Source organism: Klebsiella sp. X13, assembly GCF_003323835.1.
Classification (GTDB): domain Bacteria; phylum Pseudomonadota; class Gammaproteobacteria; order Enterobacterales; family Enterobacteriaceae; genus Klebsiella; species Klebsiella ornithinolytica.
In genome coordinates this window covers 21,052-43,768 of the sequence record NZ_CP030875.1, presented here as the reverse complement: position 1 = coordinate 43,768, position 22,717 = coordinate 21,052, and the positions used below count along the sequence as shown (strand labels likewise).

Here is a 22,717-nt window from a genome sequence, read left to right as displayed (position 1 = left end):
GGAGTATAGAACCCAACCCATATCGCCAACCCATAACCCATATTAGCGATCCATATATGATCCGGTTGGTTATTTTTATGTGGGTGGACAGGCTGGACAAAGTGGACAGCTATATTTTTTGGCTGTCCAGTATGTGTGTCTGGTAGTGGGTGGACAGACTGGACAAAGTGGACACCAGCCGTAAAGCCTTGATATATAAGGCTTTATCTCTTGCAATCTGTCCATTTGGTATAGTGGACACGTTGTTCTGTCCAGTGGACAACAGCTAATTAGGGTTTAAAACTGTCCATTTGCTTGTCCAGTAGTCCAATTAGCAGGGTGGACAGCTTTGTATGGTGGACAGGATCGAGGTAGAACAGTGTAGCTAATGGCGGTGTTGGAAGCAATTAAGGGTTTTGGGTTTTGTTGGTTTGGGTTTATGGGTATCAACCTAAATCCCATAGTAACCCATACCCTATTTGATACCTGATCTCAAATTAACAGTAGTATAGATTAGTATAGTCTATATTGTAATTGCTAGTTGTGGTTCATTTGAGCTACAATATTATCAATCCAACGATAACAGGAAGCATCGAGCATGAAACTGATTACCCTACTGTCTAAACACTTCGACGTTGAAGTAGCTGATTTTGAGATGGAAGATGAAACCCTTACTGGAGCAATCTGGATTTATGAGAAGGGGCAAGACTCTGAACCAGTTGTGATCCTGAAACCAACAGAACAGCCGGGAAACTGGAAAGTTGGAAACATCTACTCTGCCCTTCCTCATGATGCCATCCTTTCAGAACAACAGCTAAAGGAACTGGTAAAGGCCGGGAAGGTGCTGAAGGGCTAACGCCCTGACAAAAACAAAGAGTATAGACTATATTATACTAATCTATACTCTGTTATCTTCTGGTCTGCCATTATGGTTCCAGCTCCGGCATAAGGTAAAACTCGCCTTTTGGTTATACTTCTACTTTCTCCCTGATGTGCCTGATTACCTTAGTTCTACGCCAGATTTCAACACAGAGAGTATAGTCTATATCAGTATATACTACTTGTTTTTGTTGCTCACATGAGCTACAGTATAACCATTAACCAAAAGGAGGTTTCCAACATGGCCGCAAATGCATTTGTTCGTGCTCGTATAGATGAAACACTGAAAAATGAAGCTGCAGTAGTGCTTGCCGGAATGGGCTTAACCGTTTCCGATCTGGTTCGTATCACTCTGACTAAGGTAGCCAAAGAAAAGGCTCTGCCGTTCGATATGCGTGTTCCTAACGAGCTTACTGCTAATACCATCGCTAACAGTGAGAAAGGCGTAGACGTTCATACAGCTAAAGATGCTGATGATCTGTTTAATCAGCTTGGTATCTGATAGATGACCACAAGGACGATTGAATACTCAGGCCAGTTTCAGAAAGATGTGAAGAAGGCTCAGAAACGTCATAAAGACATGAGCAAGCTTAAAGCCCTTATGACGCTGTTAATCAATGATGCCTTGCCATTGCCTCAAGTCTACAAAGATCACCCTCTACAGGGGAACTACAAAGGCTATAGGGATGCTCACATAGAACCGGACTGGCTACTCATCTACAAGATAACTGATGAAGTCCTACGCTTTGAGCGAACCGGAACACATTCAGACCTGTTTTGATGGATCGGTAATCATTATGAGCAAGTTCTTTGAAGAGTTGTTGAAATCAGCAGAGGAAGCCGTAAAAATCTCAAAAGGTGAATTGAAACCTTCCCGGATAACCAGACTCCCTAAACCTGATAAGACTAAATCAGATGGAAAAACTAAAGCCCCTTAATGGGGCTTTTTTTATTCGTATAACTTTTCAACCATACTTCCAATTAAACCTGTTAATGTTGAAAACATTTTTGGTTCAGGTTCACTCTTAACACCAAGATAGTATCCTTTAAAATCGCCTCTTATAACAACGTAGTTAATATCAAACTTTTCATTTCTATCTATTAAATACCATTCTTTAGCGAGGTCTATTCTATGATTAACCCATTCCTGAACTTTTAGAGAAAGTTCACTATCGATTCCATCATAAGCATGAGAACATATAATGACGTTTTTTGTTTTAAATAAATTATTGCAAGAAAGTCTTTTCATCCTTAATGATTCTATATCGGTATAGATTTTTAGATATTCATTATTAGATTGTTCTAAGCCTTTTTTGAGATTCACATCTTTTATTTTATCTAATGTAGGGTAGAAATCTTCAAGATAGGTTTCAAGTTTTTCTTTATAGTTGTTTTCGTTTATGTCAGGGTAAGAAACAACTAAAGGCTGTTCTATTTTTACTGTAGGATTTATGTTCACTTCATCTGTTTGACTTGGAAATCGAGATGCAAACAAAGCGGCAGCTATTAATGCTAATATTAAATATAACTCGACCCCCTCTTTGTTCTTGAAGTATTTAACGTGTATTTTTTCTTTGATTGTTTTAAAGCTATTAAATATATTCATAATGTTTTCCTTTTTTTGTTTGGTTATAGTTAATAGATACTTTAATATAAAGTAAAAATCAAATATATATTATACTTTTTGTTTATGTTCCGACGAACGGAGTATATATAAAAGAAAAGCGCCCCGAAGGACGCTTTAATAACACTAACCGAAAACAAATAAACAGAAACATTATGAATGAACAGTTAATATACTTAACTCTCTTAATCAATATCCAATTAATATAAATAAAAGTCAAATTTATTTTAATTTATTTTCTCAATATAGATTGACTTATATTTAAAATCGAATATAACTTAACTATAAACATTTAAATATAAGGAATAAACATTATGAAAAACACTTTAAATACAAAAATACAGAGTATAAGAAACAGAGGTATAGTATCAAGCAGAAACAGAATGCTATTTTCTAATGACGTTGAAACTGTTAAGTCTTACATTCACTTTGCTGGAACTTCTGAAATAAACACTACAGATGAAAATGGTAAAACAGCTTTGTTCGGGGCAAGCTTTGAAATAGCTGAACTTTTAATAAAAGCTGGTATAGACGTAAACAAAAAGGATAACTTCGGTAATACAGCATTGTTCTTTAGTGATTTTAACAGCACATGGTTGTTATTGAATAAAGGCGCTGACATTAACGCTGTAAACAACAATAACATGAATGCGCTATACACGGCTGATACGTCTAAGGCAAGGATGTTAATCAAATCAGGTATAAACATAAACAATAAATCTAAACTTGGTCATACCGCTTTATATTACGCTCACTTATTAAATGACAAAAACATGATGAGTGTTTTAATGGATGCCGGGATAGAAATAAGTCATAAAGAACAAAAAAGATACGCAGCATAAGGAGCAAGAAATGAAAAAAGCTAAGTTTGTTTTCAATATAGTAGGAATGATGATTTTTAATATATGTGCTGTTATTGGTTTTCTAAGCATGTTGAAGGTTGAAAACACTCTTAGCTACTGGATAGCTTCTGTTGTGGTTGGACTATTAACGATAGTCGCATACAGGAATGAAATATCAAATGAGTTTGGAACTAATCAAAATATTAGAGGTAAATTATGATGAACGTAATAAAGGCAAATTTAATATATATTATGATTGGATTTAGCATGATGGCTTTAGCTTATGGTATCGCTGGATTATTTGGTGATGTGTTTATAAGTAATCATAGTTGGATAGTTTATGCATTAGCACCGTTAATACCAGCAGGTTATTTATTTGCGGTATCAAATATAGCTATATTAGTTTTTAAGCTCCTACACATATTATATCTATGGCTTGATTTAGAGTCTAACAATGAAGATGTAAGCAAAGCGAAGTGTGATAGAAAAAGATTAAGAAGATCAGATAATAAAAGGAGTATTCAATGAGAAAAAGGTTAAAAACTATAGGTTTTAAGATTCCTGAAAGAATTAAGAGCTATATCAAAACGGGAATAATGATAACTTACATATTACTTACCATGATATTTATTTTAGGATTGATGAGTAATGATTCAGCAGCCAGTAAAGGTGATGTAGGGGGATGTTAGGATCATGGTTTATATTTACATTGCCTCTTCTGTTTTTAATAGTTGGAGTGCCGAAAGAAAACGGAGAAAAAAAATGAAAAAAGACATAACAAGAGAGTTAAAGAAGTTAGGTTTACATAATGGTAATGAGTTTATAGCAAAAGCGGCGTTAATTGAAGGAGAGAGGGCAGAAAGCATCTTAGCACTGATAGAACGCTTAGGTAGACGCAAAATCATTCCTGATGGCGTTAAACACGGTTTCAATCAGATTAAGGCAGCATATAGGTTATCCGGCTACATCAATCAGGCCATAGCTGTTATAGCGTTTAAAGCCTATGTGAGCGAGCCAGCAGAGAATTTTAAGGCAGATATACACTGGAATATTTAAAGGAGGTAGTTATGGGAACAGAGACAAGAGAAAAGGAAGCTGAAACATGGGCTGAGTTTATAAAAGAGTTTTTGAATGATGGCGGTATCATTTACAAACAGATAGAAAATAACAATCAAACAAGTAGAGGTTAACATGGCGGATAAAATAAATAGTTTATTTAGAAGTCTTTATGACTCTGATAGTGAAAACGGAAAAAAACTTAGAGAATTCTCAATGATAATAATGAGATTAGGAATATGGATGATTACATATGGTTCTTTCAGTGTTTTATTTGGTGGTTTTTTGGGTTTCGATTTCAATACAGACGTAATTGCTAAGATGACTGTAATTACAGGAGTTGGAGGTGTTGTATTTCTTATGGGTTTGTTTATTACGTTTATATTTAAAAAAGATGGCAGTATCTATGATGGTAAAACCATCAAACAAAACAACAAAGGAGAATGATTATGATAAATAGTTTTAGATTATTAAAAGACAGAAAGAGCAAGAAAGGATTTTCATTATTAGAGTTATTATTGGTGTTAGGTGTTATAGCAGCATTGATAGTAGCAGCATTTATGATATTTCCAAAAGTTCAGGCTTCACAAAGACTCGATAGAGAAAGCAGAAACTTAACAGCTATCCAAGCAGGTGTTAAATCGCTTTATGGTGGAAGGGCTAAAATATCGGATTTGAATACTGATAGTTTCATAGCTTCCAAGAACGCCCCTGATAACATGATCCAAGATGGTAAACTCATCAATGAGTGGAAAGGGAATGTATCAGTAGAGTATTCAGGTAATCATGGTAAGTATAATATTATCTATGACGCTGTTCCGGCTTCTGACTGTTCTAAACTCATAGCAGCAGTATCAGGAAACTTCGTTATCATAGATGTTTATAATGGCAATGGTTCAACGCAAGTAAAAAATCTGGAGGAAGGTAAAAACATAGATATAGCAGCTACATCAGCAGCATGTTTTTCAGAAGATAACTCTACGATTATATTTTCTTCAATCATATAAAGTGGAGTTAACAACATGATTAAAACATTAAACAGAAAAAAAGGATTCTCATTATTAGAAATGTTATTAGTATTTGGAATTATATCAGCGTTGATAGTGGGTGTTTTCATGATTTACCCAAAAATAAGCGCAGGACAAAAAATAGATAATGACATAAAGATTTTAGGAACTCTTAACGCAGGGATTAAAAACCTATACGCAGGATCAGCAAACTACACCGGGCTTTCAGTAGATGCCGTTATCAAGGCTAAGTTAGTGCCGGAAGACTTAGTAGACGAAGGCCAGATATGGGATAGCTGGAACGCTAACGTTCTCATAGAACCCTATTATGACGGTAGCTTTTACATAGGGTTTGAGAACGTGTCTGTAGATGCCTGTGCCAAGTTCGTCACTCAGGCTGGTTCAAGCTTCTTTAAGATAATTGTAGCGTCTACAGAAGTGAAGAACACTGATAACGGTATGGATCTCAACATGGCAACACTTACAGCGGCCTGTATCAACAATGATGATGGTTATGGCGGCAGACCCGTCACAATTTACTTTTACGACAAATAATAGAGAGGAATGAATTATGAATAGAACAAAATTAGTCTTAGTTATACACGCATGGTTTTATATAACATTGGTATTTGCTGGTTGTGGTGCTCTTTTGTGGGCTACTGTTATTAACCCTTCTTATTTAAACATGGGATATATATTTATAGCTGGAACGATAATAGCATGGTATGAGGCATTTAAAGTAGTAAAACAGCTAAGACAGATTAGAAAAGGAAATGTGAAACCCCTTGTTTTACACTTCAATGATAAATATGAATGATTATAAGTGAAAATATCCAAAATTAAAGCCCCTATCGAGGGGCTTGGTTTTTCTCTGGTGTTGGTATTGCTTTTAGTCTTCTTTCTTGATCAGGAAGCTTTCCAGCTCTTCGCCCTTCTCAATCAGTTCTTTCAGTGCTAACGGCATACGTCCACGGCCTGTCCACGTCTGTTCTTCACCCTCTACAGTGAACGCATATTTTGGCTCAACAGAACCACGTTTAACGCCTTTACCACCTTTACCCTTGCCTGTAGGGGTAGGTGCATCAATTTGACCAAGTAGAAGCGCTCTGACGGCCTCAAGGCTTACTTCAAAGCCCTCAGACTGTAGAAGTTCAGTAGTAGCCTTCAGCTTCTCTTCTACCAGTGCCTGTTTAGCGATCTCTTCCTGCTGTGCTTCTTCGATTTCACCTTTAACGATGAGAACCTTCTCAGCGAACTCAAGGAAGCTTTCATGACCCATCTCATGGGCTTCTTTTCTGATAGTGCGAATGTTATTAAACTGCCCTAATGCGCTCATGTTTTATCCCTTTCAACATTTAAGTTAGATGGTAAACATAGCACAGCATAAAACAGGGAACAATAAAAAAGGGCTGTTAAGCCCCTTTTAAACAATGGTGAGTAATGGCCTTTTCAAATCTGGTTTGATTTTAAATCTGTTTGAAACATCTAAAATCATTTTGTTGGCTAAAGACAGATTACTTCTGTATATATCAAACAAATCCTCTTCAATTGCCTCTAAAGCACCTTCTATGTCTTCCAATGACATTTCACTTACAGCTATGTAATGATCACAAAGGTCATTAACTAAATATTGGTATAACTCATCTTCTGATTTATCAGAGTAAGCATAATAACCCACTCCATCTAATGACATGATGTATGTTGATGATATATGAATATCTTGGTTAATATCCTTTAATCTTATTGTATTAATATCATTAATCCATTCTTTATCTTTAAATACGAAAAGCTCTTTTATGTTTCGAACATCTTCACCACGTTCAAGCTCTTCATTTGTGAACTCATCCTGATATAAAAGAAACTTAGCAAAAAGAATAGCATTAAGCATAAATTCAATGTTTTTATTTTTCATAAACAACCTCACTTTTTATTATCAGGCACTGATTGTTTTTAAGCAAGGTATCAATCGAATACTTTATTATACCAATTGCGGAAAGTGTATATTTAGTCGGAGATATTTCTTTTAACCTATATTTTAGATCTTTACACAATCTCACGAATACGGGGCGTGTGTCTTTTCTTGATGCTCTATAGTTAACTGTAGTAAATGGAATAATGCTACTATCACGCTTTACTGATTCAATTACGATTTCTTTCTCAATTTGTTGTATTGAGATTGAAATGTTTTCATCTAATATTTTGTTGATTCCATAATCTAATAAAGCTGATATAGACACATCAATAGCACCGGAACAATGTCTTTTGATAAGGGCTAAAAACTCTGGTGTCATTCTTAACTGTATAGTATCCACATCATTGTTAAACGTTGTTTGATTTAACACTAAGATCTCGCCTGTAATACCATCATTGATTTCAATATTCATATTTCAGCCTCTTATTTAAAAAACAAATAAATGATAGTTATAAGAATAAACATGAAAACACACCAATCTTTAAAAGTGGTTTTATTTTCCTTCTTAAAAACAGGTTGCTCGATTATTTCTTCATCATGATGCACTACTTTATCCATCTCATATTCTGTTATAAAAGCCCTCTTTACCCTATGAATATCCTTATTATATATTATATTTTTTATGCGCTCATTTATGATTAGATTGTCGTATTGATCAAGAAATATTTCCTGATTCTTACTGCTATCATACTTAAATGGTATTAGTCTATACCATTCCCTTAAACTTTTATTAGGATGTTTCATGTTGTGTTCAATACTAAATTTCATATTTTTAGGCTTTACAACATTAACACCTGTAAGATTGCTACCTTTAAGAGATTTCAATAAAGTTGGAGTAATTAAATAACAATTATCATCACAATAAAGTATTTCCTCTCCGCTAATTATATCAATAATCACATATTGTTCTGATTCTTTAACAGTTATATCGTTCTCTAAGATGCCTATTCGGAATGGTTTTAGCATATAATATTTCATTTTATTCTCCTTTGTTTTCTGTTCATTTATTAATTAGCTAATTAAAATATATTTGTCAATAATATTATACACATCTTGACTATATTAATTATTGTTGTATTTATTTATATGTAAGCCAAATAAAAATAATAAGGATACAAAACAAATAAACATACAAAATGGAGAAAGTTATGAAGAAGAAAAATCTTTTTATTCTAAGCTTATTCTTAAGCTTATTCATAACCTCACCTGCCCATGCATTGAATCTCTTTGGTTTAGTGACGGGAAGTGAGGATGCTGTAGGAAACAATATAGACAAATGGTTTAACCCGTTTCAATCAAACATCACAGGAGCCGTTCTTGATGTTTACTTGCCTATTATAATGCAGTTAGGTGGGATTATAGCCGCATACACGCTTATTGCCGGAACAATGTCAACAGCTCATGACGGTGAGATGTTAGGTAAAAAATGGTCTTCAATGTGGGTTCCTATAAGAACAGCCTTGGTTCCGGGTTTACTTTTCCCGATCTCCAATGGTTATTCTGCTCTACACATGATTATATTGTGGTTAGTATTAGTTGGTAATCAGTGGGGTAATGATGTTTGGAATAAGCTTGCACCACGCCTAATCACAGATAATACATATATATCAGTTGATAACAAAGCAGCAATACGACAAGTAGTAATGAATACATTATATTCAGCAGCTTGTGTTAATATCTACAATGAAAATGCTAAGAAAGTTAATGCAAATTCGAAATGGGGGCCTGCTTATCGTTATATGGATACAACTCCGATTAAAAATGACAAAGTTGTAGGTTATAATTTCGGTTTACCCGCTGCACCTAACAGTTCATATGGAAATGGTATAGACCTTTGCGGTAGCACTAAGTTAAAACTCATAGACAAGGATTTAAAATCGGGTTCTACTTTGATTGATACAACTAAAATCAGTAAAGCCGTTCAAGAAGCCCAAATAAAAGCTAATGAAGCTTTGGTTAAGGGAGCTACTGCTTATGCAGGTTATCTTTCATCAATGCCAAATGATAACGCTGAACAATTAAATAAGATTATAGATACTTTAGTTAATGCTTATAGCCAATTCATACAAGCTTCCGCTGAAAGCGTTATGAAAGAGTCATTAACACAATCTGAAATTGATAAGCTAACAGAGAAAGGATGGACTTATAGTTATACTTTCTATTCAAGAATTGCTGATTCAATATCAGAAGCTAATGCAGCGGTTAACAGGTATCCTACGGCTTCAATGAATTTTCAACAAAATGATAATGCTAACTATTATGGTTTTAGTAGTGGAAATCAGCTTTATGAAGTATATCCAAAATTAGAAAGACTTCAAAAACTTTTGAGTGATGCAAATAAAGTAGACTCATCTATGTTAGATTCTAATAAAGGTGATGATGGTTGGTATCAAAAGATTATATCAACTTTAGGCGGAAACTTATCATGGACAAACAACTATGAAGCATCTAAAGCATCAAGTTTAATGCCTCTTTCTGTATCCGTTAATTTGGGTTCAAGAATGATAGTTAGTGCTGAAACATCATATATACTTTTAGCGGGTGGTGCTGTGGCAGGTGGTAGTATTCCGTTTGTTGGTAATGGTATACAAACAGCAGCAATCTTTGTATCTCCACTCTTTAATAGTATACTAAAAAACACTATTTTAGGTGGGAATTTGTTAGCGTTCGTAATTCCAATGATGCCTTACATAATAGGTTTCTTCTGTGTTGCTGGATATTACATATTAATATTTGAAGCAATGTTTGGAGCGCCACTTTTAGTTTTGGCTATGTTATTACCAGATCAAGATGGTATTGTAGGTAAGCAAGGGCAAGGATACATGCTTGTTTTAAACATTGGTTTAAGACCACCATTAAACATGGCTGGGTATGCTGGTTCCTTCGTTTTGACAACTATACTTTTCGATATGATGAATTCTACCTTCTTTACAGCAGGAAGTAATACTGAAGGTGGCTTATTAGCCATAAATAAAGGCTTAACTATGCTCCTACTATATGGTTCATTAATGCTAACTGTAGAGTTAATGTGTTTAAAACTTATGCATGTTATTCCTGATAATCTTTTTAAATGGATCGGTGGGGCAACATCCTCTGTGTTAGGCATGGTTTCAGGACAAGCTGAATCATCAACAGCTAAAACCGCAGCGGCGGCAGCGGCAGGTGCTGGAATGATGTCTAATATGATGTCTCCGCAGTTTACCAAGCCTAAAACTGAACCTAAAGAAACAACACCGGGTGGTAATGATCCTAAAGCAACCGAAGGTAGTAATACGGGATTTGATGATGTAAAAACTGAGCCTGTAGTTAAAGGTGATAGTGGACAAGATATCAAAGACTTTGGTGAAGATGAAAATAATAAATAAAAAATAATATATAAAGCCTCTTTTTAGAGGCTTTTCTATTGACATGTTATTTTTTTATTTGTATATAAAATTATACACACTTATTATAAAAGGAAATACATTATGAAAAAAAATGAAATAAACATACCCAATGGTTTAAAAACAGGTCTTAAAGTAGCCGCGTTTCCAATTATTGGTTTTTTTAAACTCTTTACCATTCCATTTCTTATCCCATTTTTATTGGCAAAAAAAATATTTAACAAAGTTAGATATGCCAGAGGCTTACCGGGACATGAAGTTAATAGTTTTGATGTTTGGTATGAAATTAAAAATCTAAATGAGGCGAAACTTAATTACATGTATAAACGCTGTGCGTCGATGGCGTGGCTGTCTTTATTATTTTTTATTTTATTCATGTCTATCACCATCTTTATGGCTTGTAATGGAACTAAATTACTTTTTGTTTCTTCTTCTTTAAGTCTTACAATTTTAGTGTTTACTCAGTATTTTCACTTTGTTGTTTTTGCTTACTGTTTCAAGATACGCTCCTTTGATTACAAGCTTGATACTTTTAAATCTCTTGAAGATATTCTACCCAATCCCTTCAATGATATTGCTATGGCAAAAAAAGATGGAAAAGAAATTCCAGTTCAGTTCTACCCAAAGGGTAGAAATATTTTAAAAAAATAATTTGATATCAATAAAACTGTACGATATTATTTAATCAACAAAACGAGAGAGAGGGCTTTAAAATGTTATGGGAAATCACTGAATGGTATATCGAAACGACTAAAACTTTAGCAAACATGTTTTATGCTATACCGCTTTTAATGTTTCAGATTGCTTTGACCTTAGCTTTTATTTTCGGTGTAATTCTTCCGATTAGTAAAATCAAAGGATTGAAGAATCTTGATTCAAGCGCTGCTGCACCATTCATGGCAGTCTTAGGTTTACCTGCTTTAGGATTGATATTTTTAACATTCGGAATGACGGGGGTAGCGTTTTTAACTGTCATATCTAAAATATTCAATCTGAATATCTTATAATAGCAATACTCTCTCTCTTAAAGAAGCCCGCCTTGTGCGGGTTTTTTGTTTATAGACTTCCAGATCCTACATTGTTATATATGGTTCATAACCCACAAAAAAAGTGATGTGTATGAATCCTTTCCCGCAGCAAAACAAAAGCTATCAATTCTATTACGATGAATCTAATAACGTTCGTAAACTATATCTTTCCAAACAAATTGATGGTTATAACATTGACCATGATCCAGACAAGCACAACAGCGTAAACTTCGTGTTAGCCGGTGTTGCTCATACTGGTTCTTCATCGAGTGCCGACTTTGATGATTTACGCCAGCGCATACAGCTACAGGCCAACGCCAAAGAGTTCAAGCTGAAACACTTAGCCAAAGGCGACTTCCTGACTATGCTCACGTCTAAGAAGCTCACAGCGTTCTTTGAGTGGCTTCTCTATGGTGATCTATACCTACACTACTTCCATCTCAATATGGAATATTGGGGATACGTGGACATCATTGATGACTGTTTCCTCTATGGACGTGAGAAGGGCTTTATCAGAGATAGTAGTGATCAACAGTTTCACGCCTACCTTATGGCAAACAAGGATGCTCTACACACCTACGTTAAGGCTAACAAGATTGCTTTCATCCAGTTCCTCAAGTCCTATGACTTCCCATACATAGAAGGTAAGGAGAAGGATTTCATACAAGGGCTATCAAGCCAGATCTCTAACCATTGCGTTAACCTCTATACAGCTACCAATAAAGATGATTTCCAGCTCCGGTTAGCTCATGGCCTCCTGCAGCTCCTGATGGCCTGCTCTGACCAAAACATAGATGATATGACACTCACTATGGATATTAGAGATGAACCGCCTGCAGACGACGATAACCGCCTTGTTGATGGTTTTGCTATGTTCTACCAGAACCGGGCGCAGATGTTCGAGGCTTCCAACCATATCTTTGACATAGAGAAGGTAGTGGAAGCAGATCTACAAAAGGCAGCAGAAGCCAACCCTAATCTAACGCTTAATTACTCTTTCGCTGATTCCAAGCAAAACCCGCTGGTACAGGTGAGTGATGTTGTGGCTGGTTTTATGCAGCACTATTTTGATTATCTCAATAGCCATAGCTACGAACAGATTAAACATGACAGAAACAGCCTTAACGAAAGGCAAAGATTAAATATGGAGTTTTTAAGGCTCCTGATAAACAAATCTCATGATAATAACCCAACATTATTACATTATGTTATGTCAGCTTTAGAACATGAAAAACATAAAGCATTTACTTACCCGGATGAATCATAAATAACTATGAAGGGGCTTAATGCCCCTTTTATTTTGTGTTTACCTATACCGCTAATCTTGTTTTATTATTTAATATCTCAATTTAATTTGATTTTTATTGAATATATGATGTAATTAATAAACCATATAACAAAAGGAGAATCATTATGGGTAAACAGTATAAAGTAGTTAGTATTAATGATGTTTTAGATAACGCAGCATTACAAACAAAAGAATATAACAGCAAGCAAGAATATTATGATGATGATAAAACCTATTTTCAAATGTTCCATGATAACGCTGAAAGTATAATAAAATCCACTCCATCCACATCTAAATACACTTCTGATGAAACTACAGGTGATTTAGTTCTTGATCTTGGCAATAAAAAGATTGATATATCTAACTATACAGAGGAAGATTACAAGGCTTTATCTGATGATTTATCACATCAACTTGCCGCAAAAGAAATTGAAGATACTATAAAAACCGACCCTGAACTTTCTGATTTGAATAGAAGATTATCAAATGGCGAAATTTCAATTGATACCGATAGAGAATATGCGTCATTAAGTGATAGTAATGGTGAGCTTGTCTTTTCAATAGAATCTAATAAAAACCATAATCCATCTAAATCTTTAAATTCTGATGAGGGATTCCGTTTTATAGCATGGGATGGTGAATATGGCGGTGATCAGCCTACATTAAGTGATGGTTTAAAATCAGCGCAATCAAATATCCAGATCCTTGAAGCAGAGGCGGCATTAGAAATAGATGAACCAGAACAAAAATCAAGATCTTCATACAGAGCATAAAAAGGGGGCGTTAGCCCCTTTTTACATTCTCATCCTCTGGCCTTGTGTGGCTCTTACCTCTGGAACATCAATCTCTTTATTGTTAACCTCTTCTCTCTTCATACCGCTGAATGGCATGATCTCATCAAGACCTTTGGCTTTATGGATACCTTTGAACAGTTCTTCTTGTTCAGCGTTCTGAGGCTCTACGACAAGCCCTAAACGGGTTGCTTTCTCATAAGCTACACCCAAGAACACATCACTACCTTCAAACGTTATAGACTTCCAGCCTTTAGCTATGGCGAGTTTAGACATTTTTTCTGATACTGTATTATAGTTTTTGCCTTTAGCTCTTATTTCCTGAGCACTTTCAAGAACAGATGTTTTATCTTTAAAGTGAATAATACGTGTTTTAGATCTGTTTATGATTTTATCAATCTCATCACCAAACGTATCATAGATTTTATCCTCACTTAAAAAAACAGGTTTAGCATTGGAACTACCTTTTAAACCATCAGCAAAGTAATCTACAACATCACCTAATTTCTTATACCACGGCGTTTGATGTTCCTCTTCATAATCGACTTTTTTGTTGGTAGCTATTCTTTCTCTTGTTTGAGATAGTTTATTTTTAAGGTTTGAAGACTTTTTAAGAGTCATTGTCTCTTCAATACCAACATTGTTGTATATTTCTCTTGTCAATTTATCTTCATCAGTAAGCGTTTCTTTTTGGCTATTTTCTTTAACAATTTCATCATGCATGCTTTGCATAAAGCTATTATAATCACGTTCTCTTTTAAGTTCTTCTTCTTTTATCTTTTCACTTACCTCTTTATACCATTTTTCATTTTCATTTCTTTCATTAATAAGCCTTGTAGTTATAATATGATTCTCTGTTGTCATAAGCTCATCTGAAATTTTACTGTTAACAAACATGTAAGCATCCCTTTTAATATCACTCCATTCTTTAAGTTCATTATGTGTCATATCAGGAAGATCTTTATTGTTAAGTATGCTTTTTATAGATTTGTTCGCTTCTTCAAGTTTATTAGACGCATCATTTTTGTTTTCTATGATAGATTTTATAAAAGCATCATCAAAATTTAATGTATCCTTGTTCTCTATTAGGTTGGAGAAATTTTCTACAGTCGCTTCTAACTTATTTCTTTCTTCAATAAGTTTATCCGCATCTTTAGGGTTGCGATGTTGTTCAGTAAAACGATCTAAATCAGTATAATCTATTTCATTTTTGGTAGTTGTTTGCGGAGACTGATTATTCGTTAAAATATTAAATAAATCATTTTCAGCGTTTTCTTTCCTTACGTTCAATTCATCATTTACTCTTTGAGAAATAATATCGAACTTATTCATGTAGTGATCACGTTTTTGAGTTGCCTCTATAACATCACTTACATCAAAATCATAGTGGTTATGAATGACCCAATCGCAATTTCTTATCTCTTGTTCATTTAGTGCTTTTTGCTTTTCAAAATACTCTTCTAACTCTTCGGTAGTCATGTCTTTAAAATCCAAAGCGTATAAATCATCTATATCTTTATCAAACTGTTCCATAAGTTGTGTTTGCTTGTTTGCGAGATTATGCGTTTCAACGTCAGCCACCGGATCACTACTTAACACGCTGTTTATCTCTTTAAGTGAACCTTCCAGTTCTGATAACTCATCATTGAACGTACTGATAACAGCGTCATTGAAGCCATGCGTATCTTTGTTAGCGATAAGCTCATTAATCTTGGTGATACGTTCCTGTAGAACAAGGCGGTTCTCGATAAGCTCATCAGCCGGGTTAGCTTCTACTGGTAAAGCCGGTTCTTCATCCATCGAGGGGAAGAGTGCTTCCAGCTCTTCTACTGTTTTTTCCTTGAACACATCCTGAATATTTCCGTTCTCATCGAACAAGTTTTCTGTATTGTCTGTCATATTGTTTCCTCTCTTTAAGTAATTGTTTTGGTTGTCATAAACTTTCCCATTGCTAGTATAGTCTATACTAATATATACTAATCTATATCGGCGGAATGTCAATTTGACGGAAAGCCTAACCAACTGAAAAACCTAGAAAAAGGTGAGTGTTATGTTGACTATCAGTGTGTGGAATCGTAAGGGTGGTGTTGGGAAAACAAATTCAGCCATCCAGATAGCTGGATGGTTTGCGGCTCAGGGACGTAAAACAAGTCTTGTAGATCTTGACCCTCAAGGCGGTTCACTTATCTTTGCCGGATATGCCAAACAGAACGGTAAAGAGCTTCCTTTTCACGTTGGCCGTAAACCTGCAGCCGATTCTGAATACATCATTTTTGACCACAGCCCCGGTGTGAATAGCGGTGGTGCTTTGGGTAGCTTTGTGATCGTGCCGACTATCCTCGATGCTTCCAGCTTTTCAATTACGCTCAAAAGCATTGATGAGCTGAAGAACGAAATGAAGAAGCCTTATCTGTTGCTTCCTAACCGTGTTGAGATCCAGAACAAAGAGCAAGGCGAACTGTTAGAGCGCATCCAAGAGAAAGCACGCGCTCATGGCTATGAACAACCTTTCATCAGAAAACGTGTTGCCTACCCTCGCGCTTACGGCATGGGTATAACAGTATTCGAACCAAAATCAGGTTTGCCATCAGCTAACGATGCTCAGGCCGAGTTCGAACATCTGTTATCTGTTATGGGTAGCAAGATTAAGCAACTTGCATCCGGTGGTAGTGAAGCCTGACCCTGAAAAACATGCATTATAGTATAGACTGGTATAGACTAGACTATATTCATTCTGGTGAAATCTGAGGAAGTTTGTGATGACTGATAAGAAAGTAGAAAAGAAGAAAAAAGCAGCAAGTTGGTTAGATGATATGGAGTCGTTTGAAAAAACCTCTCTTGAAACGGCCTTTGCTAACCAGTATGCGGAAACCTACTGGAACTATGAGTATATCGATCTTGGTGATATTCCTCCGGGAACCACGCCATACGTGCGTTGCACCTTCAAGATTACCCGTGAAAAAGATAACTTCCGTATGGCAGCTATCCGTATTCCTCAAGCGCTGGAAGAGAAAATTAAATCTCTTTCCGATGAACCTTATTCCAACGTTATTTTAGCTCTTGCCGATTTGAAAGCCGATGAGTTAATAAAAGAAAATAAAAAAATCATCGTTTCAGAAAAATAATTGATAAAGGGAATACTTCGTCTGTTGTAATTAATTAAATATGGGTTAGGATATATTTATGGGCTGAAACCCAAAACCCATAAAACAGACAATATAATAAGAGGATATACATTATGATGAAAATACTTGGTGAAAAATCAAAAAAAGGGGTAATAAGTGATTTAAGGCATTCTGAGAGTTTCAAAGAGGCTTCTCACGATGGTGCTTTACTTTATGATCCAGTATCAAAGACATTTATTACTGCTGAAAACAGTAAAGAACTTATTGATAAATACATCGGCTATCGTAATACCGAAACAGGAGAGTATATTGATGGTTTGATTAAACCAGAAGACTTTCCAAGCGATGAGTTATTTATAAAATTACAGGACAGACCGGGATATAACACGAAAAGAAGAATAGGTGATGGTGAATCTGATGTAGAGTTTACTCACTTGTTAATTCAAATCCCTGAAGGAACTCCGGTAGAAAAATGGCCTGACTTCAAAAAAGAAGTTATTGAAGCTTTCGCACACCCTAATGAGTGGTATAAGAAAGGTAAAGGTGGTGGTCGTTATACGCCAACTGTTCATATTGGTGATTGTTTTGTAGCTGCTTCTGGCACTCATGTTAGCCAAGACGGTAAAAGTGCTCATTTCCATATGATTGTTGGTTCACGAACTTTAAATAACAAGAACTACTATGGAATAGACCATAATGATCAGCCAATCATCCTACCAAATAATCCAGACTGGAGAAGTATTACAAGACGCTCTTTACTTGGCTCAGAAGCTGAATGGCGAGAACTAAAAAGAAAACGCATTAACGATGCACTTGAAGCGCTTGGACTTCCAAAAACTCATTGGTTAAATAAAGATGAGAAGATGGATGAAAGTAAAGCTAAAGCTAAAGATGCTTTACAGGATGCTATTAAAGATGAAGAGCAAGAAGAATTAAATTCAGAATTAGAAAATCTTAAAATATCTAAAGAGCTTGCTGTAAAAGAGTTCTCAGATAAAGATATTCAGGATGCTGAACTTCATAAAAGTATCATTAGTGGGCAAAAATTACTTGCTGATATTTCTAAACGTGCCGAAGAAAAACTTGCCGAGGCTTACAGGGAAATAGAGCTTGTTAACATTACACGTTCTTCTGTTGAAAATGCTATTGCCTTAGCCACCATAAAACAGAAACTTACCTCTACTGAACAGCTTTTAGAAACTACAGAAGCAACATTAAAAGCTGAAGCAGAATCAAGAGAAGCTTTTGAGAAACAACTCAATGATACAAATGTTGTTCTTGAAAAATTAAAAGAAGAACATGAAAACCTCAAAACCAATTATACTGAAATTACTACTCAATATGATGAGTTAGATACTCTTTATTCCACTACAGTAGCAAAACATGAGGTTGAGATCACTAACCTCACGACTAAGCATACTACTGAAATAACAGCTAAAAATAGAGAGATTGAAGAGCTTAAGTCTACTCATGAAAGAGAGCTTCAGGAACAAGAATTGTTCTATGAAGGTGCGTTAGAAAATCAGCAAAAAACGTTTGACAATCTTTTAGCTGATAAAGAAGAAGAAATAAAACAGCTTAAAACTACTCATGGTAATGAGCTTAAAGAACTTAACGCTATTATTGTTAGCAAAGATACCAATATTGCAGATCTTGAAAGAAAAAATACAGAACTGGAAAATAATCTTGCTACACTGAAAACAGAGAAAGATAAACAGCGTAAAGATTTCGATGATTTAATTGAAAAACTTAAACAAGGTCATTTGGAAGCTATCGAAGCGCTCAAAGCTTCAAATAAATCATTAACCGATGAAATAACTAAACAAGTTGCTGATGTAAGTAAACTGAAAAAAGAGAAGGAGCAACTTCAAACTGAAAACAACGGTTTGAATGAACAACTTAAATCTGTTCAAAAAGAAATTGAAGAACTTAAATCTGACAAGGCGAAATTAGAAGATGATAATAAAGACCTGAATGACGCTCTAAAGGTTTATGAAGATGATAATAAACAACGCTTAGAACAAGCTAAAGATAGCAAGAAAGATAATAATCCTGACCCTAAGAAACCTAAAAACAAATAATTAGAAGGGGCTGAAAAGCCCCTCTTTGCTTTAGCCGATTACATTTGAAGGAAAACATTATGATGAATAGAACAGAACAAGCGAGGATGGCTATACAATCCAGAAAAGAAGCAGAAGCACAGGAACCACAGCCAGAAGTTGAAATAACCGCTACAACCTCAAATGTTGAGGTTGATTATGGTTCATTGCTTGGATATGTCTGGAAGAACAGAACTGACTTATCAAGGAAAGAAAAAATTATTTTCAGACACTCATTACCATTTAATGACAATAAAACACTTATTGTTGAAGAAGGTATAAACAGTTATTCACTATATGGCGATGAGAATTTTACTTGTCAGCAGGTAAATATGTTCATTGATTATTTTGGTTCAAAGCTTAAAAAGTGGGGTTGTTTCAAGCCGGAATCATATAATGATGAGTTTTTATATTTCTTTTTCAAGGAATGTATCTTAAGAAACTTACCTGTAGCAGTATCAATATTCAACGTTGATCAAAAAAAACAGCTTGAAGTAATAAAAGATGTATTAAATGACATTCAAAATGAGTATGGAAATACAGCCCCAAACAATCTTTCTAAAATCTATATAGAAAACTACGTTTATAACTGGAAGCGAAATTTAAAGGCGATTGCTTAATTATTTCTCACTCTACTATTGATTTATAGTGAGAAAATGTTATAAATAGTAAAAGTGCCATTAGAGCACACAAAAAAGATTATAAAAGGATACATTATGAATATGAGAACAATCAAAAGTGAACTATCAACTGATATAGTTTACCATGAAGAAGAACAATATACCGAGAAGCAACTAATAGAGACTTCTTATTTTGCTGCTCGTGATTATATCATTCACGAAACAGGTATATATAAATTAGCAAAGAGCAATCCAGCTAAAGACAAAAAAGCTAATTACTACTGGATTAAAATTACAGACTATTATATTTATCCTGTTCAGATTCTATCCACAGTGGATTTAGAAGGCGATAACAATGATGCTAACAAAGATATTAATAGCATGTATGTTAATGTAGCTTTTAAAAACATCCGTAATGAAAAGAAAATTCTTTCTATTCCACTCGACCAATTTTCTGATCTCAAATCATCTAAGCTAAAAAAGGCCGGGTATCTTTTACCTTACAGCGATAATCAGCAGTTAAAAGAGATACAGAAAGCAGTGAGCACCGTCCTTGCTACTGCTCAGAGTCCTTATAAACGTTTGGATGGTAAAATCATTGATGATGAAAACCAGCTCATTGATTGTTTACCTGCTTACACAAAGCGAGGCTGGATTGTTGATAGCCTGATACACATAAGAGAAAGCCATCCACAATTCGTAGGTGTGTCCAAGACCAGAACTAAACGTGTTGGTAATGCTTCTATACAGATCACCGTATTCCAAGAACTGATTAAGTCCTCACGCCTTGCAAGCATATTTATATCTGTTGCTTTTGCTTCCTATACAAAGGGGCTGATACGTAAAACAGCCAACTTCTCACCTATCTACAACATTTTCGGTGAGAAGGGTAAAGGGAAGTCTACATTAGAGGCCATGATAGCCAGTATTGAGGGAGCGCCTAACCGTGAGTATGGTCTTATCAGAGACAGTAAGACCACGTTCCCCGGACTCGAAGAACTCTTGGCATCTTACACCAATGGCTTTTTCGTCATTGATGAGATTGATGATATGTTCCGTGGTAGCGCCAGTGATGCGATCTCTAAGCTCATGACTATTGCTAACAATGGTGGGCGTTCCAAGTATGATAAAGATACAGAAGTTTCAGAAGGTAAAATGTGGAACAGTATCTTTTTCACTACCAGTAATAAATCCCTTTATGAACTAACAAGAGGGGATATGAAGCAAAGCGCCATTGACTCACGTATCTTTGAGTTTGACGTAGAAGATCCAGAGATAAACATCTTTGGTATTAACTTAGAAGAAGGGCGTGGTGATGTTGTTGAATGGTGGCTAAACCAGCTTGACCAGAATTTTGGTCATTTATACCCCCTTATTATTGATTATATCGTTAAGCATGTAGATGAGTTGAGAACTAATATTTATGCTTATGAGGGTGAGTTAATAAATGACCCTAACTATAAAATCATTCATGATGAAAGAAGAACCATTCAGACAATAGCACTTTCAAAAATTGGTGCTGATATTGTGGGAGCTATTCTTGGTGAAGAATATGGCATGATTTGCCATGAAGCTATTGATATACACAAATCAAGATTCTCAAATAAGGACATTCCTCAATTTGATGTAAATGAGAAACATTGGGATAATATGGACATTCTCAAACTCATGATCAACGCCAATAAAGCTTCTTTTGTTTGGGAAACTTACGCTTATTCTGATGATGATTCCTCTAACAGAGTAGCGGCTCAAAAATCAGAAGCGAAGCGTTATTCTGATATGGCTCAGTCAAAAGGTAATGTTTTAGGTATTATTCATTTGAATAGCCCTATGGAAACACCAAATGATTTTGATGGTTATGTTATTTTAAATACGATGGGTGATGAACACCTAAGACGTTCATTCAAACTCGAAATTACAGAGCTTGTAGCTTCTGCTAAGAAACTTGAACTCTATGATACTAAGCGAGTAAGGGGAGCAAAACAATTGCTTCTTGGTTCAACTTCTACCCGCGAAAAAACATTTATTCTTAAGAACAGACCTGTTGTGATTGAAACAGAAAGCGAAGAGGCCAAAAATGCGCTTCTTGACGAAGCTTTTATTAACAACTCTATTGATAGTAAAGCTGATCTTGAGGAAATCATTAAGTATGCGCACAGCAATGTTGATACAGTAGTAGATGGAGAACCATTAGAGTTAGACGATGATTTTGTGCCTTTTTGATTATTGATTAGGTTTAACTTTAGCCTCGTTTATGCGGGGCTTTTTTACGCATAAAAAAAGGCCGGGAAAATCCCGACCATACAATATAAAAAGATTTTTTCCTCAAATGGAGGAAATACATTATGAATAGATTTAAATATACATCTTAACCTTGTTAAAAGCAACTTTTTTAAAAGAAAATAGTATAGTCTATACTAATCTATACTTGAAAATGTTATTATTATGGTGTATATAAGAAGGAGAGAGAACATAGAAGGAGTTAAATATGAAAGATTTAAATTTAATTGAAGAATACAATTACGATCTCTTTTTGGTAAACACCTATGAAGAAGTTGTAGATTTAATAAAAAAGGGCGCAGATGTTAACTTTGTGAACTACAAGGGGTTTACTCCGCTTTCAGTGGCGCGTAATGTTGATGTAGCTAAGGCTCTTGTAGAACTTGGTGCTGATGTTAACTTTATGAATAATGAAGGTGAAACACCTATATTTCACAATAGTAATATTGATGTAATCAGGTATCTTGTTAGCTGTGGCGCTAAAATCAACCACAGAAACAACAAAGGCCAGACAGTGCTTTTTAAAACCAACAAGCTTTTGAATGTTGCCCGATTGATTAACATGGGCTGTAATCCATTCCTGAAAAGTGCTGATGGTCATTATCACTATGAAAACATGACAATGGCAGACAGGAAAAACTACAGTCATTTTATAGAGGTATTTAAAAATAACGTAAGAAAAAAGAATGAAGAAAGAATGTTATTGAGCGCTTAAATTAATACTCCTTCTCTCTGACCCGCTTA

Annotated in this window: 30 protein-coding genes; 24 read left to right on the top strand and 6 right to left on the bottom strand. The window is 35.1% G+C overall.

The features are described 5' to 3' along the window. Nucleotides 1-577 precede the first annotated feature (577 nt). The 4 genes from DSD31_RS26110 to DSD31_RS26290 all read left to right on the top strand — a co-directional run bounded on the left by DSD31_RS26110 (nucleotide 578) and on the right by DSD31_RS26290 (nucleotide 1,796). A complete protein-coding gene (locus DSD31_RS26110) occupies nucleotides 578-835 on the top strand; it encodes a hypothetical protein (protein WP_113991409.1) in 258 nt (85 codons plus the stop codon). A 264-nt stretch (nucleotides 836-1,099) separates the two neighbouring features. Further along, complete coding sequence (locus DSD31_RS26105; RefSeq protein WP_001570852.1) at nucleotides 1,100-1,360, top strand: type II toxin-antitoxin system RelB/DinJ family antitoxin; 261 nt, start codon at nucleotides 1,100-1,102, stop codon at nucleotides 1,358-1,360. Between the two features lie 3 nt (nucleotides 1,361-1,363). Continuing rightward, complete coding sequence (locus tag DSD31_RS26100; protein ID WP_004150484.1) at nucleotides 1,364-1,639, top strand: type II toxin-antitoxin system YafQ family toxin; 276 nt, start codon at nucleotides 1,364-1,366, stop codon at nucleotides 1,637-1,639. Continuing rightward, a complete protein-coding gene (locus DSD31_RS26290; RefSeq protein WP_162197110.1) occupies nucleotides 1,590-1,796 on the top strand; it encodes a hypothetical protein in 207 nt (68 codons plus the stop codon). The genes DSD31_RS26100 and DSD31_RS26290 overlap by 50 nt, the downstream gene beginning before the upstream one ends. Nucleotides 1,797-1,807: 11 nt before the next feature. Here the strand turns inward: DSD31_RS26290 and DSD31_RS26095 are convergent, their stop codons facing one another. Further along, nucleotides 1,808-2,464, bottom strand: a complete 657-nt coding sequence (locus tag DSD31_RS26095; protein ID WP_050395500.1) for a hypothetical protein — start codon at nucleotides 2,462-2,464, stop codon at nucleotides 1,808-1,810. Between the two features lie 332 nt (nucleotides 2,465-2,796). Between DSD31_RS26095 and DSD31_RS26090 the strand changes: the two genes are divergently transcribed. The 9 genes from DSD31_RS26090 to DSD31_RS26065 all read left to right on the top strand — a co-directional run bounded on the left by DSD31_RS26090 (nucleotide 2,797) and on the right by DSD31_RS26065 (nucleotide 6,204). Then, nucleotides 2,797-3,324 carry an ankyrin repeat domain-containing protein gene (locus tag DSD31_RS26090; protein WP_113991430.1) on the top strand — a complete coding sequence of 176 codons (528 nt, stop codon included), beginning with the start codon at nucleotides 2,797-2,799 and terminating at the stop codon, nucleotides 3,322-3,324. Nucleotides 3,325-3,334: 10 nt separating this feature from the next. After that, a complete protein-coding gene (locus tag DSD31_RS26085; RefSeq protein ID WP_050142480.1) occupies nucleotides 3,335-3,544 on the top strand; it encodes a hypothetical protein in 210 nt (69 codons plus the stop codon). Then, nucleotides 3,541-3,852 (top strand): hypothetical protein, encoded by a 312-nt coding sequence (locus tag DSD31_RS26285; RefSeq protein ID WP_158699137.1) that lies wholly within the window; start codon nucleotides 3,541-3,543, stop codon nucleotides 3,850-3,852. Before DSD31_RS26085 ends, DSD31_RS26285 begins: the two co-directional genes overlap by 4 nt. A 234-nt stretch (nucleotides 3,853-4,086) precedes the next feature. Then, nucleotides 4,087-4,380, top strand: coding sequence for a hypothetical protein (locus DSD31_RS26080; RefSeq protein ID WP_050142475.1), 294 nt, complete (start codon nucleotides 4,087-4,089; stop codon nucleotides 4,378-4,380). An 11-nt stretch (nucleotides 4,381-4,391) separates the two neighbouring features. Beyond that, a complete protein-coding gene (locus DSD31_RS26580; protein WP_004150490.1) occupies nucleotides 4,392-4,514 on the top strand; it encodes a hypothetical protein in 123 nt (40 codons plus the stop codon). 1 nt (nucleotide 4,515) lies between these two features. After that, nucleotides 4,516-4,827 (top strand): hypothetical protein, encoded by a 312-nt coding sequence (locus DSD31_RS26280; RefSeq protein WP_162786340.1) that lies wholly within the window; start codon nucleotides 4,516-4,518, stop codon nucleotides 4,825-4,827. Between the two features lie 2 nt (nucleotides 4,828-4,829). Then, nucleotides 4,830-5,387, top strand: a complete 558-nt coding sequence (locus tag DSD31_RS26075) for a type 4 pilus major pilin (RefSeq protein ID WP_078044254.1) — start codon at nucleotides 4,830-4,832, stop codon at nucleotides 5,385-5,387. Nucleotides 5,388-5,402: 15 nt separating this feature from the next. Beyond that, the gene (locus DSD31_RS26070) at nucleotides 5,403-5,942 is read left to right on the top strand and encodes a type 4 pilus major pilin (RefSeq protein ID WP_113991429.1); all 540 of its coding nucleotides are present in this window, start codon (nucleotides 5,403-5,405) and stop codon (nucleotides 5,940-5,942) included. A gap of 16 nt (nucleotides 5,943-5,958) precedes the next feature. After that, nucleotides 5,959-6,204: a hypothetical protein gene (locus DSD31_RS26065; protein ID WP_004150495.1), complete on the top strand. Its 246-nt coding sequence runs from the start codon at nucleotides 5,959-5,961 to the stop codon at nucleotides 6,202-6,204. Nucleotides 6,205-6,276: 72 nt separating this feature from the next. On the opposite strand, the gene DSD31_RS26060 is transcribed toward DSD31_RS26065, so the two are convergent. The 4 genes from DSD31_RS26060 to DSD31_RS26045 form a co-directional block, all read right to left on the bottom strand. Continuing rightward, entirely contained in the window at nucleotides 6,277-6,723 is a 447-nt protein-coding gene (locus DSD31_RS26060) for an H-NS family nucleoid-associated regulatory protein (protein WP_064776706.1), read from the bottom strand. 87 nt (nucleotides 6,724-6,810) lie between these two features. Beyond that, nucleotides 6,811-7,299: a hypothetical protein gene (locus tag DSD31_RS26055; protein WP_050142471.1), complete on the bottom strand. Its 489-nt coding sequence runs from the start codon at nucleotides 7,297-7,299 to the stop codon at nucleotides 6,811-6,813. After that, nucleotides 7,289-7,771 (bottom strand): hypothetical protein, encoded by a 483-nt coding sequence (locus tag DSD31_RS26050; RefSeq protein ID WP_104021984.1) that lies wholly within the window; start codon nucleotides 7,769-7,771, stop codon nucleotides 7,289-7,291. The genes DSD31_RS26055 and DSD31_RS26050 overlap by 11 nt, the downstream gene beginning before the upstream one ends. An 11-nt stretch (nucleotides 7,772-7,782) precedes the next feature. After that, a complete protein-coding gene (locus tag DSD31_RS26045) occupies nucleotides 7,783-8,337 on the bottom strand; it encodes a hypothetical protein (RefSeq protein ID WP_113991428.1) in 555 nt (184 codons plus the stop codon). Nucleotides 8,338-8,507: 170 nt separating this feature from the next. On the opposite strand from DSD31_RS26045, the gene DSD31_RS26040 reads away from it, so the two are divergent. The 5 genes from DSD31_RS26040 (at nucleotide 8,508) to DSD31_RS26020 (ending at nucleotide 13,831) form a co-directional block, all read left to right on the top strand. Continuing rightward, nucleotides 8,508-10,724 (top strand): DotA/TraY family protein, encoded by a 2,217-nt coding sequence (locus tag DSD31_RS26040; protein ID WP_227538657.1) that lies wholly within the window; start codon nucleotides 8,508-8,510, stop codon nucleotides 10,722-10,724. A gap of 102 nt (nucleotides 10,725-10,826) precedes the next feature. Further along, on the top strand, nucleotides 10,827-11,393 hold the full coding sequence (locus DSD31_RS26035; protein ID WP_113991427.1) for a hypothetical protein: 567 nt from the start codon (nucleotides 10,827-10,829) through the stop codon (nucleotides 11,391-11,393). A 62-nt stretch (nucleotides 11,394-11,455) separates the two neighbouring features. Continuing rightward, nucleotides 11,456-11,749 (top strand): hypothetical protein, encoded by a 294-nt coding sequence (locus tag DSD31_RS26030; protein WP_025862245.1) that lies wholly within the window; start codon nucleotides 11,456-11,458, stop codon nucleotides 11,747-11,749. A gap of 106 nt (nucleotides 11,750-11,855) precedes the next feature. Continuing rightward, nucleotides 11,856-13,037 (top strand): DUF3800 domain-containing protein, encoded by a 1,182-nt coding sequence (locus DSD31_RS26025; protein ID WP_113991426.1) that lies wholly within the window; start codon nucleotides 11,856-11,858, stop codon nucleotides 13,035-13,037. A 146-nt stretch (nucleotides 13,038-13,183) separates the two neighbouring features. Continuing rightward, on the top strand, nucleotides 13,184-13,831 hold the full coding sequence (locus tag DSD31_RS26020; RefSeq protein ID WP_001570831.1) for a hypothetical protein: 648 nt from the start codon (nucleotides 13,184-13,186) through the stop codon (nucleotides 13,829-13,831). Nucleotides 13,832-13,852: 21 nt separating this feature from the next. Here the strand turns inward: DSD31_RS26020 and DSD31_RS26015 are convergent, their stop codons facing one another. Beyond that, entirely contained in the window at nucleotides 13,853-15,748 is a 1,896-nt protein-coding gene (locus DSD31_RS26015; RefSeq protein WP_113991425.1) for an LPD7 domain-containing protein, read from the bottom strand. 151 nt (nucleotides 15,749-15,899) lie between these two features. On the opposite strand from DSD31_RS26015, the gene DSD31_RS26010 reads away from it, so the two are divergent. The 6 genes from DSD31_RS26010 to DSD31_RS25985 all read left to right on the top strand — a co-directional run bounded on the left by DSD31_RS26010 (nucleotide 15,900) and on the right by DSD31_RS25985 (nucleotide 22,688). Then, a complete protein-coding gene (locus tag DSD31_RS26010; protein WP_001569497.1) occupies nucleotides 15,900-16,529 on the top strand; it encodes a ParA family protein in 630 nt (209 codons plus the stop codon). 79 nt (nucleotides 16,530-16,608) lie between these two features. Beyond that, nucleotides 16,609-16,974 carry a hypothetical protein gene (locus DSD31_RS26005; protein ID WP_001569496.1) on the top strand — a complete coding sequence of 122 codons (366 nt, stop codon included), beginning with the start codon at nucleotides 16,609-16,611 and terminating at the stop codon, nucleotides 16,972-16,974. Between the two features lie 113 nt (nucleotides 16,975-17,087). Continuing rightward, complete coding sequence (locus DSD31_RS26000) at nucleotides 17,088-19,055, top strand: coiled-coil domain-containing protein (RefSeq protein WP_227538656.1); 1,968 nt, start codon at nucleotides 17,088-17,090, stop codon at nucleotides 19,053-19,055. A 59-nt stretch (nucleotides 19,056-19,114) separates the two neighbouring features. Next, the gene (locus DSD31_RS25995) at nucleotides 19,115-19,693 is read left to right on the top strand and encodes a hypothetical protein (RefSeq protein ID WP_105611656.1); all 579 of its coding nucleotides are present in this window, start codon (nucleotides 19,115-19,117) and stop codon (nucleotides 19,691-19,693) included. 96 nt (nucleotides 19,694-19,789) lie between these two features. Further along, nucleotides 19,790-21,916 (top strand): DUF927 domain-containing protein, encoded by a 2,127-nt coding sequence (locus DSD31_RS25990; RefSeq protein WP_001569500.1) that lies wholly within the window; start codon nucleotides 19,790-19,792, stop codon nucleotides 21,914-21,916. A gap of 265 nt (nucleotides 21,917-22,181) precedes the next feature. Then, nucleotides 22,182-22,688 (top strand): ankyrin repeat domain-containing protein, encoded by a 507-nt coding sequence (locus DSD31_RS25985; protein ID WP_113991424.1) that lies wholly within the window; start codon nucleotides 22,182-22,184, stop codon nucleotides 22,686-22,688. Nucleotides 22,689-22,717: the final 29 nt, after the last annotated feature.

Bases quoted from the DNA above. Each gene is read 5' to 3' on its own strand.
- DSD31_RS26110 (WP_113991409.1), top strand. From the start codon at position 578: ATGAAACTGATTACCCTACTGTCTAAACACTTCGACGTTGAAGTAGCT.
- DSD31_RS26105 (WP_001570852.1), top strand. From the start codon at position 1,100: ATGGCCGCAAATGCATTTGTTCGTGCTCGTATAGATGAAACACTGAAA.
- DSD31_RS26100 (WP_004150484.1), top strand. From the start codon at position 1,364: ATGACCACAAGGACGATTGAATACTCAGGCCAGTTTCAGAAAGATGTG.
- DSD31_RS26290 (WP_162197110.1), top strand. From the start codon at position 1,590: ATGAAGTCCTACGCTTTGAGCGAACCGGAACACATTCAGACCTGTTTT.
- DSD31_RS26095 (WP_050395500.1), bottom strand. From the start codon at position 2,464: ATGAATATATTTAATAGCTTTAAAACAATCAAAGAAAAAATACACGTT.
- DSD31_RS26090 (WP_113991430.1), top strand. From the start codon at position 2,797: ATGAAAAACACTTTAAATACAAAAATACAGAGTATAAGAAACAGAGGT.
- DSD31_RS26085 (WP_050142480.1), top strand. From the start codon at position 3,335: ATGAAAAAAGCTAAGTTTGTTTTCAATATAGTAGGAATGATGATTTTT.
- DSD31_RS26285 (WP_158699137.1), top strand. From the start codon at position 3,541: ATGATGAACGTAATAAAGGCAAATTTAATATATATTATGATTGGATTT.
- DSD31_RS26080 (WP_050142475.1), top strand. From the start codon at position 4,087: ATGAAAAAAGACATAACAAGAGAGTTAAAGAAGTTAGGTTTACATAAT.
- DSD31_RS26580 (WP_004150490.1), top strand. From the start codon at position 4,392: ATGGGAACAGAGACAAGAGAAAAGGAAGCTGAAACATGGGCTGAGTTT.
- DSD31_RS26280 (WP_162786340.1), top strand. From the start codon at position 4,516: ATGGCGGATAAAATAAATAGTTTATTTAGAAGTCTTTATGACTCTGAT.
- DSD31_RS26075 (WP_078044254.1), top strand. From the start codon at position 4,830: ATGATAAATAGTTTTAGATTATTAAAAGACAGAAAGAGCAAGAAAGGA.
- DSD31_RS26070 (WP_113991429.1), top strand. From the start codon at position 5,403: ATGATTAAAACATTAAACAGAAAAAAAGGATTCTCATTATTAGAAATG.
- DSD31_RS26065 (WP_004150495.1), top strand. From the start codon at position 5,959: ATGAATAGAACAAAATTAGTCTTAGTTATACACGCATGGTTTTATATA.
- DSD31_RS26060 (WP_064776706.1), bottom strand. From the start codon at position 6,723: ATGAGCGCATTAGGGCAGTTTAATAACATTCGCACTATCAGAAAAGAA.
- DSD31_RS26055 (WP_050142471.1), bottom strand. From the start codon at position 7,299: ATGAAAAATAAAAACATTGAATTTATGCTTAATGCTATTCTTTTTGCT.
- DSD31_RS26050 (WP_104021984.1), bottom strand. From the start codon at position 7,771: ATGAATATTGAAATCAATGATGGTATTACAGGCGAGATCTTAGTGTTA.
- DSD31_RS26045 (WP_113991428.1), bottom strand. From the start codon at position 8,337: ATGAAATATTATATGCTAAAACCATTCCGAATAGGCATCTTAGAGAAC.
- DSD31_RS26040 (WP_227538657.1), top strand. From the start codon at position 8,508: ATGAAGAAGAAAAATCTTTTTATTCTAAGCTTATTCTTAAGCTTATTC.
- DSD31_RS26035 (WP_113991427.1), top strand. From the start codon at position 10,827: ATGAAAAAAAATGAAATAAACATACCCAATGGTTTAAAAACAGGTCTT.
- DSD31_RS26030 (WP_025862245.1), top strand. From the start codon at position 11,456: ATGTTATGGGAAATCACTGAATGGTATATCGAAACGACTAAAACTTTA.
- DSD31_RS26025 (WP_113991426.1), top strand. From the start codon at position 11,856: ATGTGTATGAATCCTTTCCCGCAGCAAAACAAAAGCTATCAATTCTAT.
- DSD31_RS26020 (WP_001570831.1), top strand. From the start codon at position 13,184: ATGGGTAAACAGTATAAAGTAGTTAGTATTAATGATGTTTTAGATAAC.
- DSD31_RS26015 (WP_113991425.1), bottom strand. From the start codon at position 15,748: ATGACAGACAATACAGAAAACTTGTTCGATGAGAACGGAAATATTCAG.
- DSD31_RS26010 (WP_001569497.1), top strand. From the start codon at position 15,900: ATGTTGACTATCAGTGTGTGGAATCGTAAGGGTGGTGTTGGGAAAACA.
- DSD31_RS26005 (WP_001569496.1), top strand. From the start codon at position 16,609: ATGACTGATAAGAAAGTAGAAAAGAAGAAAAAAGCAGCAAGTTGGTTA.
- DSD31_RS26000 (WP_227538656.1), top strand. From the start codon at position 17,088: ATGATGAAAATACTTGGTGAAAAATCAAAAAAAGGGGTAATAAGTGAT.
- DSD31_RS25995 (WP_105611656.1), top strand. From the start codon at position 19,115: ATGATGAATAGAACAGAACAAGCGAGGATGGCTATACAATCCAGAAAA.
- DSD31_RS25990 (WP_001569500.1), top strand. From the start codon at position 19,790: ATGAATATGAGAACAATCAAAAGTGAACTATCAACTGATATAGTTTAC.
- DSD31_RS25985 (WP_113991424.1), top strand. From the start codon at position 22,182: ATGAAAGATTTAAATTTAATTGAAGAATACAATTACGATCTCTTTTTG.